We start from the raw sequence: 14,924 nt of genomic DNA on the forward strand, positions 1-14,924 counted from the left end.
AACCGGGTACGGTCAGGGGGTCGTGCCGCTGGTCGGCGGCCGACTGCACGTCCCAGACCGCCGGACAGCAGGAGCAGAAGCATGCCAGCGAACCCGTCTTTCGACATCGTGAGCAAGGTCGACCGCCAGGAGGTCGACAACGCCCTCCGGCAGGCGGAGAAGGAGCTCGCGACGCGGTTCGACTTCCGCGGTACGGGCGCGGAGATCTCCTGGTCGGGTGAGGAGGCGATCGGCCTTCAGGCGGAGACCGAGGAGCGGGTCCGCGCCGCGCTGGACGTTTTCAAGGAGAAGTTGGTCAAGCGGAACATCTCGTTGAAGTCGTTGGACGCGGGTGAGGCGCGCGCATCCGGCAAGGTGTTCAAGATCGACTGCAAGGTGATCCAGGGCATCGAGACGGACAAGGCCAAGGCGATCAGCAAGAAGATCCGCGACGAGGGCCCGAAGGGCGTTCAGGCGCAGATCCAGGGCGACCAGCTGCGCGTCACCGGCAAGAAGCGGGACGACCTCCAGGCGGTCATCTCGCTGCTCAAGGGTGAGGACTTCGGCGTCGCCCTTCAGTTCACGAACTACCGGTAAGACCCGATCACGTCTGCCGGTGCCATCGTGGATCACTTGTTGTGACCTCGGTGGACGTCGTCGCCAACGGTCGTCCTTGGTCGCTGCTGTTCAGCGCGCGACGGGCGGGCGGCGGCCTGGCCCGCATCCGCTACGGTCGCATCGTGGATCCTCGATCTCGGCGCGCGGACACCGGACGGATACTGGGCACGCTGTCGCTCGTCGTCGGCTTTCTGACCTCGCTACTCACCCTGTCAGCGGGCTACGACGGCCGGGCGCCGCACTTCGTCGCGTTCCTCCTCGTGCTGACCGGCATCGGCCTACGGATCGAGGCGGCGATCACCGACCGAAGGCCGTAGCCCTCGACGTCGGCCGTGACCGACCGAAGGTTGGTGGCGAGGCCGCAACGCCCGTACCCGCGTCGATCCGTCAGCGGTCGACGCGGTACCAGTGGGCGGTCTCCCCGGGAACTGGCGACAACCGGACGCGGGTGCCACCCGGGTCGTCGAACATCGGTACGCCGTCGCCGAGCAGCACCGGCGCGAAGAAGATCAGGATCTCGTCGAGCAGACCGGCCCGCAGGCACTGCTTGGCGACGTCCGCGCCGAGCACGTTGACGTACTTGTCGCCGGCGGCCTCCTTGGCCTGCGCGACGGCAACGTGTAGGTCGTCGGCGAAGGTGACGCCTTCGGGCGGCTCGCTGGGTGGACGGTGGGTCAGGACGATCACCGGCCCGTGGTACCGGCCGCCGAAGGCGCCTTCGCTGTCGGTGCCGCGGTTCGGGTCGTCGCCGCCGAAGGTGCGGTTGCCGGCGAGGATCGCGCCGATGTTGGCCAGCAGACGGTCGGCGGTCGGGTTGTCGCCGCTGAGGTGTTCGGTGAGCCAGGACATGTCACCGCCGGGGCCGGCGATGTAGCCGTCGAGTGACGCGGTTGCCGAGTAGAGCAGCGTGGCCATGGTTCCCCTCTCGTCGACGCTCAGTCTGGCGCACCCCACCGACATCGCCGGAAACCGTCGGAGGAGGTCAGATCGGGACGGGCGCGTCGGCGCGTACCGCCTGGTTTTCCGCTCGGGCGATGGGCCCGGCGGGCAGCGCGGCGACCGCGGCCGCGACGGCCACCGCCGCGCCCGCGAAGACGAAGGCCCACGGCACGCCGCCGGCGTGGTCCACGATCAGGCCGGCCACCGCGCCGCCGGCGGCGCTCGCCGCCACGGCCACCGTGACCACCCAGGTGTACGCCTCGTTCAGCATGCCCGCCGGGGCGATCCGGCCGACCAGGGTGTTCTCCAGGGTCAGCGCCGGAGCGATGACGGCCCCACCGACGACCAGCGCGACGCCCAGCGCCAGCGGCGTGGGCATGAGCGCGAACACCACGAACGTGCCGGCCAGCGCGGCGAGCAGCAGGGCGAACTGGCGGGTCATGTTCGGCGGGGGCCGGCGGACGCCGAACCAGAAGCCGCCGATGGCGCTGCCGACCCCCCAGACCGCCAGCAGCAGCCCGGCGAGGCTCTCCGGGTCGTCGGTGGTGGCGTTGCCGGCGTACGCGGGGACGATGACACCGGCGGCGCCGAACGCGATGCCCAGTCCGGCGACGCAGAGCAGCAGTGCCGGGAAGCCGGCGACCCGTAGCGGACCGAGTCCCCGGGCGTGGTGTTCGCGCGGGTGGGGCCGCCAGTCGCGCATCACCCGGCCGAGGGCGACGGCGGTGGTGCCGACCAGGGTGACGACCGCCGCCCCGATCAGCGCGGCCGCCGCGTCGGCGACCAGCACGAACCCTGCCACGAGCAGCGGGCCCAGCACGAACACGATCTCGAACAGCGACGTCTCCGCCGCGAGGGCGGTGTTGCGCAGGGCGTACCGGCCGGAGGCGGGGCTGGTCAGTTCGTTCCAGGCGCCGCGGATGGCGGCGGTCAGCGGCGGGTACGTCGCGCCGGCGACGCCGGCCGTCAGGTAGATGGCGGCGAGGGCGTCGTCGCCGGAGCGGCTGGCCAGCAGCAGCCCGGTGAGCGCCAACGGGTGGGCCACGGCGGTGACCAGCAGCACCGGGCTCGGACCGACCCGGTCGGCGATGCGTCCGGCCACCGGGCTGAGCGCGGCGCCGGCGACGGCGTAGATGCCGCCCGCGATGGCGGCCAGGGAGTAGCGCCCGGTCACCTGCTCGACCACGAGCAGCAGCGCCAGCGGCGTCATGCCGATGCCGAGCCGGCCGATGATGCCGGTGACCAGCAGGATCGGCGCACCGGGGATCCGCCAGACACCCAGGTACTGGCGCAGTGCGGCCACGAGGTGTACCTCCGCTGGGACAGGTAACGGGTAGAAGCCCTGTCGACCCTAACGCCCGAGGTCAGGCCATGGATGGTCGATCCGCTCACAGCAGCGCGGAGGCCGGGACTGACCGAGCGGTCACAAAGGGGGTAGGTTGCTGATCGAATTGGGTCCATACGCCGGCACCGCACGATGAGGCAGGAGGTCCGATGTCCGGGACTACCACCGCACCTCTGCGAGTCGAGATCTATTCGCTGTACGGCGACGCGAAGCCCAGTGAGGCCGCCTCGCCCAGCCTGCGCGGCTCCCTGCCCGCCCGGGCCGTCCAACAGTGCCCGCCGGTCGCCATCGCCTCGGGGTTCGGCTGGTACGTCTACCCGCCAACCGACTTCGCGCTGCGCTGGGACGGGCAGGACACCGAGTGGACGCTGCTGGCGGAGAACGAGCCGGCCCAGTGGCGTTCGCTCGCCGGCGGTTACGACGGCAAGCTGCCGGACGCGGCCGGCCAGTTGCAGGCGGCGCCCGAGCAGTTCCACGGTGACCTGGACATCTTCGACAGGTACGGGGCGAGCATCCCGTTCCTCGACGCCGACCCGCGCGCGGCCAACACGATCGAGTTGGTCGCCGGCGTGGTGGCGCGGACGTCCCCGGGCTGGTGCCTGATGGCCCGGGGCGTGCCGAACTGGCCCGCTCAGCGCGGCGTGCAGCTCTACGAGGGCGTGGTCGAGACCGACTGGTACACCTCGTTGCTGCCCACCATCCTGCGGCTCACCGAGGTGGGGCAGGTGGTGCGCTTCTACCGGAACATCCCTCTCATGTGCCTGCAACCGGTGCACCGGTCGACACTGGAGGCCTTCCGGCAGGCCGAACTGGTCACCGGGGAAGGGCTGCCGGCGTGGCCGGAGGACGTCTGGTCGGACTTCGTGGCGCTGCGCCGCCGCCGCCAGGATCCGGAGATCCGCAGCAGCTACCGCCGGGAACAGGCCCGCCGGGTCCGGGAGAACGCCGCCTACCAGCCGATCGGGGTAGCGGAAGCGGACCAGCCGACCTGATGCCCGACACCGACGCACAGCTCACGCCGTCGCCCGGTTACCGAGCGCTGTTCCGGCATCCGGTCGCTTCCCGTCTGGTCATCGCCCGGGGCATCTCGGAGCTGGGTGACTTCGTGGGCCTGGCCGCTCTGCTGCTGCTCGCGTACGACCAGACGAACTCCGTCCTCGGCCCGGCCGCGGTCTACGCCGCGCGTACCCTGCCGGCCCTGCTGGTCGCCACCGTGTTCAGCGGCTGGCTGGACGTGCCGGCCCGCCGTACCCTGCTGGTCTGGCTGTCGGTGGCCGGCGCCGCGCTGATCGCCGTTCCCGCGGCGGTCCCCGAGCCGCTGCCGGCGATCGTGGCGGCGGGCCTGCTGGGCGCGGTACGGGCCGCCTACGCGAGCGTCAACGTGGCCGTCGCCGCCGAGGCGGTGGACGCTCCGCTGCGGCTGCCGCTGTTCGGCCTCAGCGCCTTCGCCAACCAGGCGGGCCAGGTGGTCGGCCTGCTCGCGGGGGCCAGCCTGACGGTGGCTCTCGGCTCCCGGGTGGCGCTTCTGATCGACCTCGGGTCGTTCCTGATCGCCGCGGTCGTCCTGGCCGGACTGCCGAAGCGCCCCCACCAGGTACGCGGGCCGCGTCCACCGGCGACCGCAGGCGTGCGCATCATCGCCCGCCATCCGGTGCTGCGGGGCGTCGCCCTGCTCACCCTGGCCACGGTGCTGTCCGGCGCGCTCCCGGAGACCCTCGCCCCGGATCTGGCCGGCGGGGCCTGGCGTCCCGCCGTGCTGGCGGCGTCGGCGTTGGGAGGTGCCGTCTTCGTGCTGGTGGTGGGCCGGTCCCGGTGGTTGGGCCGGTTGGCCGGTCAGGTGGCCGTCGCCGCGGCGCTGGCCGGCGCGCTGTTGCTGACCGGTGTCCTGGTCGCCGTCGACGCGCCGCTGGGGGCGCTGACGGTCGGCAACGCGTTGATCGGCGCGGGCGGCGGTTGGTTGATCGGGGCGCAGGCCACGTTCGCCCGGTTGGCCCCACCGGAACGGATGGGGCAGGTCGAGGCGACGATCGTCGCGGCGAACATCGTCACCTCGGGGATCGGCATCTTCGTGCTGGGTGGTGTGGCCGCCGTACTCTCGCCCGGCGCGTCGTACCTGACGGCGGGCGTCGTCCTGCTCGCCGTCGTGCTGCTGACCCGTCTGGATCGGCCGCCCGCGCCGGAGTGACCTGGAAACGGCTCCGCCCGCGTCCGTGAGCGGACGCGGGCGGAGTACGGGGTTCGGCGGGTCAGCGCTGGAACTGCACCGGCCCCGAGTTGGCGGCCATCCGCTCCAGGCGGGCGACCCGGTCCTCCATCTTCGGGTGGGTGGAGAAGAGGGCGGCCACCGCGCCACCGGCGAACGGGTTGGCGATCATCAGGTGGGCGCTGCTGGTGAGCGTGCCCTGAGCCGGCAGCGGACGTCGCCGGGCCACGGCATCGATCTTGCGCAGGGCGCTGGCCAGGGCCAGCGGATCCCGGCTCAGCTCGGCGCCGGACTGGTCCGCCTGGAACTCGCGGCTGCGGCTGATCGCCAACTGGATCACGGTGGCCGCGATCGGGCCGAGGATCAGGGTCAGCAGCAGGACGGCCGGGTTCGGCGAGTCCTCGTCGTCCCCGCCACCCAGCGGGATGAACCAGGCGATGTTCGCCAGGAACGTGATGATGCCGGCCAGGCCGGCCGCGACGCTGGAGATCAGGATGTCCCGGTTGTAGACGTGGGACAGCTCGTGCCCGATCACACCGCGCAGCTCCCGGTAGTCCAGGATCTCGGTGATGCCCTGGGTCACGCAGACCGCCGCGTGCTGCGGGTTACGCCCCGTCGCGAACGCGTTCGGCTGGGCGGTCGGGCTGACGTACAGGCGCGGCATCGGCTGTTGGGCCTCGGTCGCCAGTTCGCGCACCATTCGGTACAGCTCGGGGAACTGTGCCTCGCTGACCGGTTGCGCCCGCATCGAACGCAGCGCGATCTTGTCGGAGTAGAAGTAGGAAATGCCGTTCATGACCAGTGAGATGAGGACGGCGATGACCAGGCCGCCACTGCCACCGAACCCGTAGCCCACCGCGAGGATCAGCGCGGTGAGCAGGCCGAGCAGCGCGGCGGTCTTCAGACGGTTGTGGTGCACGATCTCTCCTTCGGTGCGCGGATCGCCTCGATCCGCTGACCGGTACAACAACCCGATACCCGTCAACCATCCGTCGGAACGCTGAGAGTTGACTGAGACCCGCTCAGCGGGCGGCGAGATCCAGCACGAGCTGCGGGGCGACGCCGAGCACCACGGCGGCCACCGTGGCCACCGCCAGCACCACCGCCACCACCCCCACCAGGGGTACGGCCACCACGCCGTCTCCGCCCGGCGCGGGGCGCGGCGTCCACAGGCCCGCCGTCACCCGCAGGTAGTAGGCGAGCCCGAGTACCGCGTTCAGCGCCACCACCAGCGCCAACCAGGCCGCGCCGCCGTCCAGCAGCGACCGGACCACCGTCACCTTCGCGAACAACCCGGCCAGGCCCGGTGGCAGTCCCGCGAGACCCACCAGCGCGAGGCCGAGGGCCGCGCCGCGCCACGGGTGCCGGCGCGCGGCCCCGCGCAGGTCGTCAAGCGTGCCGCCGTCCGCCCCCGCCGGGCGCAGCGCCGTCACCCCGGCGAACGCCGCCAACTCCAGCACCACGAAGAACACGGCGTACGCCACGGCGGCGGCGTACGCGGCCGACCGCGCCTCGCCCGTGCGGCCGGCGGCCAACGCAAGCGCGCCCAGCGGGGCGAGGATGTATCCGGCCTGCGCGACCGACGACCAGGCGAGCAGCCGGACGGTACGCCGCTGACGCAGCGCCACCAGATTGCCGACGGTCATCGTGAGCACCGCCAACAGGGCCAGCACCGGTCCGGTCCGGTCCGCCGGCAGCGCCCGCTGCACCACGGCCAGCACCGCCACCAGGCCGCCCAGCTTCGACGCCGTTGACAGGTACGCGGCCACCGGCAGCGGAGCGCCGTCGTAGGTGGCCGGCGCCCAGGCGTGGAACGGCACCGCCGCCACCTTGAAGGCCAGCCCGAGCAGCAGCAGCGTCACGGCGGCGGTGGTCAGCGGCAGGTCGCGCAACTCCGGCCGCTCGGCCAGCAGCGCGCCCACCCGATCGAGGTGCAGCCCGCCGGTCACCGCGTACAGCAACGCCGCGCCGAGCAGCGTCAGCGTGGTGGCGACCACGCTGACCACGAAGAACGTCACCGCCGCCTCGGCGCTGGCCAGGCTGCCCCGGCGCAGGCCCACCAGCACGTACAGCGGCAGGGTCAGCGTCTCCAACGCCACGATCAGGGTGATCAGGTCGCCGGCCGCGCCGAGCACCACGCCGCCGGTCATCGAACAGGCGAGCAGGAAGGCGTACTCCCCCACCGGTGACCGACCGTCCCGCAGCGCCGGCACGGACAGCCCGAGCACGCCCAGGGTGAGCAACGCCACCACCGCGCCGACCAGGGCCGCCCGGCCACCGAAGACCCACGAGCAGTCCGCGCCGACACAGAACGTCCGCCGCTCGCCGCCCGCGCCCACCAGCGCCGAGAAGACGGCCGTGCCGAGCGCCCCGAGCGCGGCCACCGCGACCGTGGCGCGGGGCCGCGCCAGCACGAGGTCGACCACCAACACGAGTACGGCGGTGCCGGCGGCCAGGTACGCCGGGAGCAACGCGACGCTGTCCACGCTCTGCACGACGCTCATCGGGCCGCCTCCGGTCGCGGCGCGCTTCTCGTGCTCACCTGTGGATCACCTCGATGAGGGCGTCGACGGGCGCCTCGGCGACGCCGAGGACCAGCGCCGGAACCAGACCGATCGCCAACGCGAGCAGCACCAGCGGCGCCCACGCGGTCAACTCCGCGCCGGCCAGACCCGCGCCGACGCCGCCCACCGCGGGGCTCGGCCGGCCGTGGGTGACCTGGCGCAACAACCGCAGGAAGTACGCGGCCGTGAGCGCGCCACCGACCGCCGCGAGCACCCCGAGGGTCAGCCACAGCGGGCCGCCCACCTGAATCGCCGCGACCACCGCGAACGCCTCCCCCCAGAAGCCGGCCAGCCCGGGCAGGCCCAGCGACGCGACGGCCGCGAACGCCAGCAGACCGGCGAGGCGGGGCGCGGTCTCCCGCAGCCCGGACAGCTCGGCGAGCGCACCCGTGCCGGTGCGGTCCTTCACGGCCCCGGCCAGGAAGAACAGCAGGCCGGTGAGCACCCCGTGGGCCACGTTGCCGATCAGGGCCGCCTGGACGCCGGTGGCGGTCAGCGTGGCGACGCCCAGCAGGACGAAGCCCATGTGCCCCACGCTGGAGTACGCGATGAGCCGCTTCACCTCGACCTGGGCCAGGCAGACCAGCGAGCCGACCAGGATCGCGGCGACCGCCAGCACCCCGAGCACCGGGGCGGCCCAGCGGGCGCCCTCCGGGGCCACCCCCACCGCGACCCGGATCAGCCCGTACGTGCCCATCTTGAGCAGCACCCCCGCCAGCACCACGCTGCCCACCGTCGGGGCCTGCGTGTGCGCGTCGGGCAGCCAGGAGTGCAGCGGCCAGAGGGGACTCTTCACCGCGAACGCGAGCGCGAACAGCGTGAACGCGGCCAGCTGGGTGCTCCGGGACAGCCCGGCCCCGCCGGTCAGGGCCACGATGTCGGCGGTACCCGCGGCGGCGACCACGACGTACACGCCGACCAGCAGCAGCACCGAGCCGACGAGGGTGTACAGCACGAACTTGCGGGCCGCCCGACGCCGGTCGACGCCGCCCCAGCCGGCGATGATCGCGTACATCGGCAGCAGGACGACCTCGAAGAACAGGAAGAACAGCACCAGATCCAGCGCGAGGAACGTGCCGAGGATGCCCACCTCGACGACCAGCAGCAGCGCCACCAACACCCGGCCGCTGCCGCCCTCGGGCACCCGCCACAGCGAGTACGCGCAGCAGAGCAGCGTGAGCAGCGCCGTCAGCACCACCAGAGGCCAGGAGATGCCGTCGACGCCGAGATGGAAACGCAGATCCAGGCCGGACGCCCAGGGCAGGTCCACGTCGTGCCAGGGGCGCACCGCCGGCGTGCCGGCCGACCAGGCGAACCAGCCCCGTCCACCGGACACCAACGCCACGGCGGCCAGCAGGGTCAGCGCCGCCGCGACCGTACCGACGATCCGCGCCACCCGGTCCCGGGGTGTCGCCGCCACCGCGACCGCGCCGAGCGCCGGCACCACCAGCACGGCGACGAGCAGCACCTGTCCGAACGTCATCGGACCGCCTCTGTTCGCGACTGCGGGGCTCGCAAAACCGGCTCACTCCTCGCGCTCACCGGACCGCCTCCAGCACGGCCGCCGCCAGGCCGATCAGCAGCGCGCCGGCCAGCACACCGGCGGCGGCCCGGGGCAGCGCCGCCCGGTGCAACGCGGCCAGCCCGGCCCCCAGGCCCGTGGCGGCCCGGCCGCTGCCCTCCACGACCCCGTCCACCACCACCTCGTCGCCGGTACGCGCGAGGCGGGCCAGCGCCCGGACGGGGCGTACGACAAGGGTGTGCTGAACGTCGTCGAGCCGAAACGCGCGGGCGAAGACCGGCCGCAGCGGACCCAGCGCGGTCGCCGGATCGGCGGCCTCGTCCCGACGCCAGCGCGCCCACACCAGCCCCGCCCCCACCAGCAGCAGCGCCAGCGGCAGCAGCAGCCCCGGACCCACGTGGACCAGGCCGTCCTCCGCGCCCGCGACCGGCACGGTGGCGAACCGCAGCCGGTCGGCGAACGCGCCGACGAACCCGGCCAGGCCCAGCAGCGCGGCCGGCACGGCCAGCAGCAGCACCGGCCAGCGCAACACCGCCGGCGGGTCGTGCGGGTGCACCAGCGGCAGCCGGGGCTCGCCGAAGAAGGTCCGTAGCAGCAGTCGCCCGGCGTACCAGGCGGTGATCGCCACACCGAGCAGCCCAGCCAGCCAGACCAGCCAGCCCACCCACGACGGCGCGGGGCCGGTACCTTCCAGCGCGGCCGACTCGGCGACCGTCAGCACGCCGTCCTTGCTCCAGAAGCCGGCCAGCGGAGGCACCCCGGCCAGCGCGCCGAGGCCGATCACCGTGCACCAGAACGTCACCGGCATTGCCCGGCGCAGCCCGCCCATCTCCGACATCAGCGTGGTGCCCACCGCGTGGATCACCGCACCGGCGGCGAGGAACAACAGCGCCTTGAACGCGGCGTGGGTGAGCAGGTGGAACAGCGCCGCCGACGGCGAGCCGACGGCCAGCGCGCCGGTCATGTAACCCAGTTGGGAGACGGTCGACCAGGCCAGCACCCGCTTGATGTCGTCCTGCGCGGTGGCGGCGAGCGCCCCGAGCAGCAGGGTGATCGCGGCGAGCACCCCGAGCACCGTCAACGTCACCGGAGCGGCCGTGAACAGCGGGTAGAGCCGGGTCACCGCGTACACCCCGGCGGCGACCATCGTCGCGGCGTGGATCAGCGCGGAGATCGGCGTCGGGCCGGCCATGGCGTCCGGCAGCCAGGTGTGCAGCGGGAACTGCGCGCTCTTACCGGCCACACCGGCGAGCAGCAGCAGACCGGCGGCGGTCAGGGTCGCGCCGGAATGATCGTGCGCGAGCACGTCGGCGATCCGGAAACTGCCCGTCGACACCCCGAGCAACGCGATGCCGAGCAGGAAGCCGACGTCACCGACCCGGGTCACCAGGAACGCCTTCACGGCGGCGGCCGGCGCGCCCGCGAGCCGGCGGTCGTGGGCGATGAGCAGGTACGAGCAGAGGCCCATCACCTCCCACCCCACCAGCAGCATGATCAGGTCACCGGCGACCACCACCAGCAGCATCGCCCCCGTGAAGAGACTGATCTGGGCGGCGTACGGCGGATAGCGGTGGTCGACGTCGACGTCGTCGTGGGGACCGCGCCGCAGGTAGCCGATCGAATAGACCTGCACGGCCAGGGCCACCGCGGCGACCGCCACCGCGACCAGCGCGGCGGCGCCGTCCAGGCGTACCCCCAGGGTCACCGCCAACCCGCCGAAGTCGACCCACGTCGTCGACGTCTCCGTCGGACCGTCGACAGTCACCAACAGGGCCACGGCCAGCGCCAGCGCGCCGGCGGCCCCGGCCACCCCGATCGTCACGGCCGCCGTTCGGGCCCGGCCACCGCCGACCGCGCCCCCGGGATGCCGTGGGGCCGGCGGCAGCAGCAGACCGGCCAGACCGGCGAGCAGCGGTACGGCGGGCAGCGCCGCCCCCAGCAGCCCGGTCACCGGGTCGCCTCCGCGTCCCGCCCGACGGCCCCGGCCGGTTCGGTCAACGCCACGTCGTCCACCGCCACCGTGGACCGCAGGCGGTAGAGCTGGAGCACGATCGCCAACCCCACCCCGATCTCGGCGGCGGCGAGCACGATGACGAACAGCGCGAACACCTGCCCGGAGTGCGGCAGGACCGCGCGGACCGTGGTGTCCGCGGTGACCAGGATCAGGTTCACCGCGTTGAGCATCAACTCGACCGACATGAGCACCAGCACGGCGTTGCGTCGACGCAGCACGCCGTACACGCCGAGGCCGAACAGCAGCGCGGCGGTGACGTACGGGATGACCGGCCTCACCGACGCCCCCCGGAGGCCAGTTCCGCTGCCGGCGCGGGCTCGTCCCCGGTACGGCGGCCGATGTCGGGCCGGGACAGCACCACCGCGCCGACCAGGGCGGACAGCAACAGGACGGAGAGCACCTCGAACGGCAGCACCCAGGAGGAGAAGATCTGCTCCCCCAGCCGCTCCGCCGTACCCGCGCCGGGCAGCGCGACGGCGCTCCACCGGTACGCGTCGACCAACAGCACGCTCAGCCCCAGCCCGGCGCCACCACCGATCAGCGCGGCGGGCCAGCCGGGCCGGTCCAGGTCGTCGGACGCCCCGATCGGGGCCCGCGTCAGCATCACCGCGAACAGCAGCAGCACCACCACCGCGCCCACGTAGATCAGCACCTGGACCCAGGCGACCAACTCCGCGCCGAGCACCAGATAGTCGCCGGCCAGCGCGCCCAGACACACCACCAGGTAGAGCCCCGCTCGGACCAGGTGCCTGGTGGTCACCACCAGCACACCGGCGCCGACCGCCACCGCGCCCAGCGCGAGCAGCAGCAGATCCGCGCCGGTCACCGGGCCGCCCCCGCAGCTCGGGCGGTCACGACGCCGGGCCCTCATCGCCGGGGCGTACCGCCGGTGGGATCGACCGCGCGGCCTTGCGGGCGGCGGCGGTCTCCTCCTTGGCCGGCTCGCCGTTCGGGTCGTGCGCGGGCGGCGGCGGCACCGTCGCCATCCACTGGCCCAGGTGGTCCTTGTCGTGCAGCAGGTCCTTGATGTCGTACTCGGCGTACTCGAACTCCGGCGACCAGTAGAGCGCGTCGAACGGGCAGACCTCGATGCAGATGCCGCAGTACATGCAGAGCGAGAAGTCGATGTCGAACCGGTCGAGCACGTTGCGCTGGCGGGGACGGGCGGCGCCCGGCACCGCCACCTCCTCCTTGTGCGAGTCGATGTAGATGCACCAGTCCGGGCACTCGCGGGCGCAGAGCATGCAGACCGTGCAGTTCTCCTCGGACAGCGCGATCACGCCACGCGAGCGCGGCGGCAGCTCGGGGGTGACGTCCGGGTACTGCTGGGTGGTCGAGCGGCTGGTCATCGTCTTGAGGGTGACCGCCAGCCCCTTCACCAGACCGGCGCCGGGCAGGCCGCGCTCGCTGGCGCCGGCGGCCGGATCGCCGCGCTCGCTGGAATCGGTCATGTGGACCATCCTGCCCTGTGGCCCCGGCGCGCGCGACCACCACCCACAGGTCCGAGGCGGTACCGTGGTCGCGGGGAGAACGACCGCACCTGGAAGGACCCGCCATGACCGCCGCGCTGCAGAGCGACCACCCGCCCGAGAGCGAGTGGACGACTGACGATCTGGACGCGCAGCCCGAGGATGGCCGTCGCCGGGAACTGCTCGATGGAGTACTGCTGATGTCCCCCTCCCCCACCCGTACCCACCAGAGCATCGCCGGCCGGCTGATGGCCGCGCTCGACGAGGACTGTCCCGACGGCTACGACGTGACCCAGGCGGTCGAGGTACGGATCAACCGCACCCGCTCCTTCATCCCCGACGTGCTGATCACCACGGCCGCCGCGGCAGCTCGCGAGCCGTCGAGGTACGAGCCGCACGAGGTGGTCGTCGCCATCGAGATCGTCTCGCCGAGTACCCGTTCGATCGACCGGGTACTCAAGCCGGCGCTGTACGCCCAGGCCGGCATCCCCTACTACTGGCGGATCGAGACCCTGGACGGCGACCTGGAGGTCGTGACGTACCGGATCGACGCGGTGAACGAGGTCTACGCCGAGACCGGGCGGTGGACGAAGTTCGTCGACACCGGCGAGCCGTTCCCGATCAACCTGCCGATCAGCCGGATCACGCCGCGGAGCCGCTGAGGCCGCCGGCCGGCGGCACCATCTCGACGCCGAGCTGCTGAAGGAGCTGGAGCAGCTCGTTGCAGCTCCACACGTCGATGATCCGGCCAGCGGCGTCGAAGCGCAGGAACGTCGCCCCCGAGTAGCTGACCACCTGCCCGGTCGGCGGCACCGGCCCGAACTGCCCGGCGTGGGTGCCCGCCGCCCGCCAGTGCACGGCCACCCGCCCACCCGCGGCGACCACGTCGACGATCTTGTAGCGGAGGTCCGGGAAGGCCTCCCGGCGCTCGCGGTGCCAGGCCAGCGTCGCATCCGGCCCCGTCCCGCCCAGCCCCGGACACTCCCCGGCGATCAGCTCGTACACCGACTCCTCCCGACGCGCGTTCCACACGTCGGCGATGAGCCGCCGGGCCGCCGTCTCCACATCCGTCATGACGGCAGGGTAGCCAGAAAAGATGCGGCCCAGCGCCGGGAGCAGCCGAGGTTGGCCCGTACCGCGCCGAGGGCCCGGATTTCGGCGAGGATGGGCAGTGAGGGCAACCGGAGCCGGAGGGCGGACGACGTGGCGCAGACAGGCGGGAAGTACGTCGAGCCGGGTGGCGAGTTCACCCGGGATCAGCGGTACATCGCCACGCGGATCACCGCGGACGGGCGGGACGGTTACCCGGTGGAGCCCGGCCGGTACCGGCTGGCGGTCAGCCGAGCCTGCCCGTGGGCCAACCGCCTCGTCATCGTGCGGCGGCTGCTCGGCCTGGAGGACGCCATCTCGATGGCGATCGCCGGCCCGACGCACGACGCCCGGAGCTGGACCTTCGACCTCGATCCGGGTGGGCGCGACCCGGTGCTCGGCATCGAGCGCCTCCAGGAGGCGTTCTTCGCGCGCTTCCCCGACTACGAGCGGGGCATCACCGTGCCGGCGATGGTGGACGTGCCCACCGGGCAGGTGGTGACCAACGACTACGCGCAGATGAGCCTGGACCTGTCCACCGAGTGGAAGCCGTACCACCGCGAGGGCGCCCCGCAGCTCTACCCCGAACACCTACGCCAGCAGATCGACGAGGTCAACGACGTGGTGTTCCGCGACGTCAACAACGGCGTGTACCGGTGCGGGTTCGCCGGCAGCCAGGAGGCGTACGACAAGGCGTACCACCGGCTGTTCGACCGGCTGGACTGGTTGACCGAGCGGCTGACCAATCAGCGGTACCTGGTCGGCGACACCATCACCGAGGCCGACGTGCGGCTGTTCACCACGCTGGCCCGTTTCGACCCCGTCTACCACGGACACTTCAAGTGCAACCGGCAGAAGCTGAGCGAGATGCCGGTGCTGTGGGCGTACGCCCGGGATCTGTTCCAGACCCCCGGGTTCGGCGACACCATCGACTTCGACCACATCAAGCGGCACTACTACCAGGTGCACCGCGACATCAACCCGACGGGGATCGTTCCGCTCGGCCCCGACCTGTCGAACTGGCTCACCCCGCACGGCCGGGACGCCCTGGGCGGCCGCCCCTTCGGCGACGGCACCCCACCCCCACCCCCGGCCGAACCAGTAGACCCCACCCACACCCCCCTCCGCTAACCCCCCGCCCGCCCGCGCCCCGCCCGCCCGCGCCCCGCGCCCCGCGCCCCG

The 14,924-nt window shown here is 72.8% G+C and carries 16 protein-coding genes; 6 read left to right on the forward strand and 10 right to left on the reverse strand.

Annotated elements, in window-relative coordinates; translation table 11 throughout:
• Positions 1-81 precede the first annotated feature (81 nt).
• Positions 82-576, forward strand: coding sequence for a YajQ family cyclic di-GMP-binding protein (locus tag AB0J36_RS12755; RefSeq protein ID WP_357134078.1), 495 nt, complete (start codon positions 82-84; stop codon positions 574-576).
• 41 nt (positions 577-617) lie between these two features.
• Entirely contained in the window at positions 618-914 is a 297-nt protein-coding gene (locus AB0J36_RS12760; protein ID WP_357134081.1) for a hypothetical protein, read from the forward strand.
• A gap of 70 nt (positions 915-984) precedes the next feature.
• Here the strand turns inward: AB0J36_RS12760 and AB0J36_RS12765 are convergent, their stop codons facing one another.
• Together AB0J36_RS12765 and AB0J36_RS12770 are read right to left on the reverse strand one after the other, a co-directional pair.
• On the reverse strand, positions 985-1,512 hold the full coding sequence (locus tag AB0J36_RS12765) for a dihydrofolate reductase family protein (RefSeq protein WP_357395771.1): 528 nt from the start codon (positions 1,510-1,512) through the stop codon (positions 985-987).
• Between the two features lie 67 nt (positions 1,513-1,579).
• Positions 1,580-2,839 carry an MFS transporter gene (locus tag AB0J36_RS12770; RefSeq protein WP_357134086.1) on the reverse strand — a complete coding sequence of 420 codons (1,260 nt, stop codon included), beginning with the start codon at positions 2,837-2,839 and terminating at the stop codon, positions 1,580-1,582.
• Positions 2,840-3,030: 191 nt separating this feature from the next.
• Here AB0J36_RS12770 and AB0J36_RS12775 point away from each other — a divergent pair, with 191 nt between their 5' ends.
• Both AB0J36_RS12775 and AB0J36_RS12780 read left to right on the forward strand, forming a co-directional pair.
• Positions 3,031-3,873: a DUF6065 family protein gene (locus AB0J36_RS12775; protein ID WP_357174335.1), complete on the forward strand. Its 843-nt coding sequence runs from the start codon at positions 3,031-3,033 to the stop codon at positions 3,871-3,873.
• Positions 3,873-5,066 carry an MFS transporter gene (locus AB0J36_RS12780; RefSeq protein WP_357395766.1) on the forward strand — a complete coding sequence of 398 codons (1,194 nt, stop codon included), beginning with the start codon at positions 3,873-3,875 and terminating at the stop codon, positions 5,064-5,066. Before AB0J36_RS12775 ends, AB0J36_RS12780 begins: the two co-directional genes overlap by 1 nt.
• A gap of 61 nt (positions 5,067-5,127) precedes the next feature.
• Here AB0J36_RS12780 and htpX read toward each other — a convergent pair whose 3' ends face one another.
• The 7 genes from htpX to AB0J36_RS12815 form a co-directional block, all read right to left on the reverse strand.
• Positions 5,128-6,003 (reverse strand): zinc metalloprotease HtpX, encoded by an 876-nt coding sequence (gene htpX, locus AB0J36_RS12785; protein ID WP_357134095.1) that lies wholly within the window; start codon positions 6,001-6,003, stop codon positions 5,128-5,130.
• A gap of 103 nt (positions 6,004-6,106) precedes the next feature.
• The gene (locus AB0J36_RS12790; RefSeq protein WP_357395762.1) at positions 6,107-7,588 is read right to left on the reverse strand and encodes a proton-conducting transporter membrane subunit; all 1,482 of its coding nucleotides are present in this window, start codon (positions 7,586-7,588) and stop codon (positions 6,107-6,109) included.
• A 34-nt stretch (positions 7,589-7,622) separates the two neighbouring features.
• Complete coding sequence (locus AB0J36_RS12795; protein WP_357395758.1) at positions 7,623-9,131, reverse strand: NADH-quinone oxidoreductase subunit M; 1,509 nt, start codon at positions 9,129-9,131, stop codon at positions 7,623-7,625.
• Positions 9,132-9,186: 55 nt separating this feature from the next.
• Positions 9,187-11,121, reverse strand: a complete 1,935-nt coding sequence (locus AB0J36_RS12800) for an NADH-quinone oxidoreductase subunit L (RefSeq protein ID WP_357395754.1) — start codon at positions 11,119-11,121, stop codon at positions 9,187-9,189.
• A complete protein-coding gene (nuoK, locus tag AB0J36_RS12805) occupies positions 11,118-11,462 on the reverse strand; it encodes an NADH-quinone oxidoreductase subunit NuoK (protein ID WP_357395751.1) in 345 nt (114 codons plus the stop codon). Before nuoK ends, AB0J36_RS12800 begins: the two co-directional genes overlap by 4 nt.
• A complete protein-coding gene (locus AB0J36_RS12810; protein WP_363660512.1) occupies positions 11,459-12,010 on the reverse strand; it encodes an NADH-quinone oxidoreductase subunit J in 552 nt (183 codons plus the stop codon). The genes nuoK and AB0J36_RS12810 overlap by 4 nt, the downstream gene beginning before the upstream one ends.
• Positions 12,011-12,035: 25 nt before the next feature.
• Complete coding sequence (locus tag AB0J36_RS12815; RefSeq protein ID WP_363660513.1) at positions 12,036-12,644, reverse strand: NADH-quinone oxidoreductase subunit I; 609 nt, start codon at positions 12,642-12,644, stop codon at positions 12,036-12,038.
• Between the two features lie 95 nt (positions 12,645-12,739).
• Between AB0J36_RS12815 and AB0J36_RS12820 the strand changes: the two genes are divergently transcribed.
• On the forward strand, positions 12,740-13,315 hold the full coding sequence (locus AB0J36_RS12820) for a Uma2 family endonuclease (protein ID WP_357395736.1): 576 nt from the start codon (positions 12,740-12,742) through the stop codon (positions 13,313-13,315).
• On the opposite strand, the gene AB0J36_RS12825 is transcribed toward AB0J36_RS12820, so the two are convergent.
• Positions 13,296-13,727: an ester cyclase gene (locus AB0J36_RS12825; RefSeq protein WP_357395731.1), complete on the reverse strand. Its 432-nt coding sequence runs from the start codon at positions 13,725-13,727 to the stop codon at positions 13,296-13,298. The two genes, AB0J36_RS12820 and AB0J36_RS12825, sit on opposite strands and share 20 nt — an antisense overlap.
• Before the next feature lie 90 nt (positions 13,728-13,817).
• Between AB0J36_RS12825 and AB0J36_RS12830 the strand changes: the two genes are divergently transcribed.
• Positions 13,818-14,873: a glutathione S-transferase C-terminal domain-containing protein gene (locus AB0J36_RS12830; protein WP_357174321.1), complete on the forward strand. Its 1,056-nt coding sequence runs from the start codon at positions 13,818-13,820 to the stop codon at positions 14,871-14,873.
• Positions 14,874-14,924 lie beyond the last annotated feature (51 nt).

The sequence above is a fragment of the Micromonospora sp. NPDC049662 genome (assembly GCF_040675055.1).
Taxonomy (GTDB): Bacteria; Actinomycetota; Actinomycetes; order Mycobacteriales; family Micromonosporaceae; genus Micromonospora.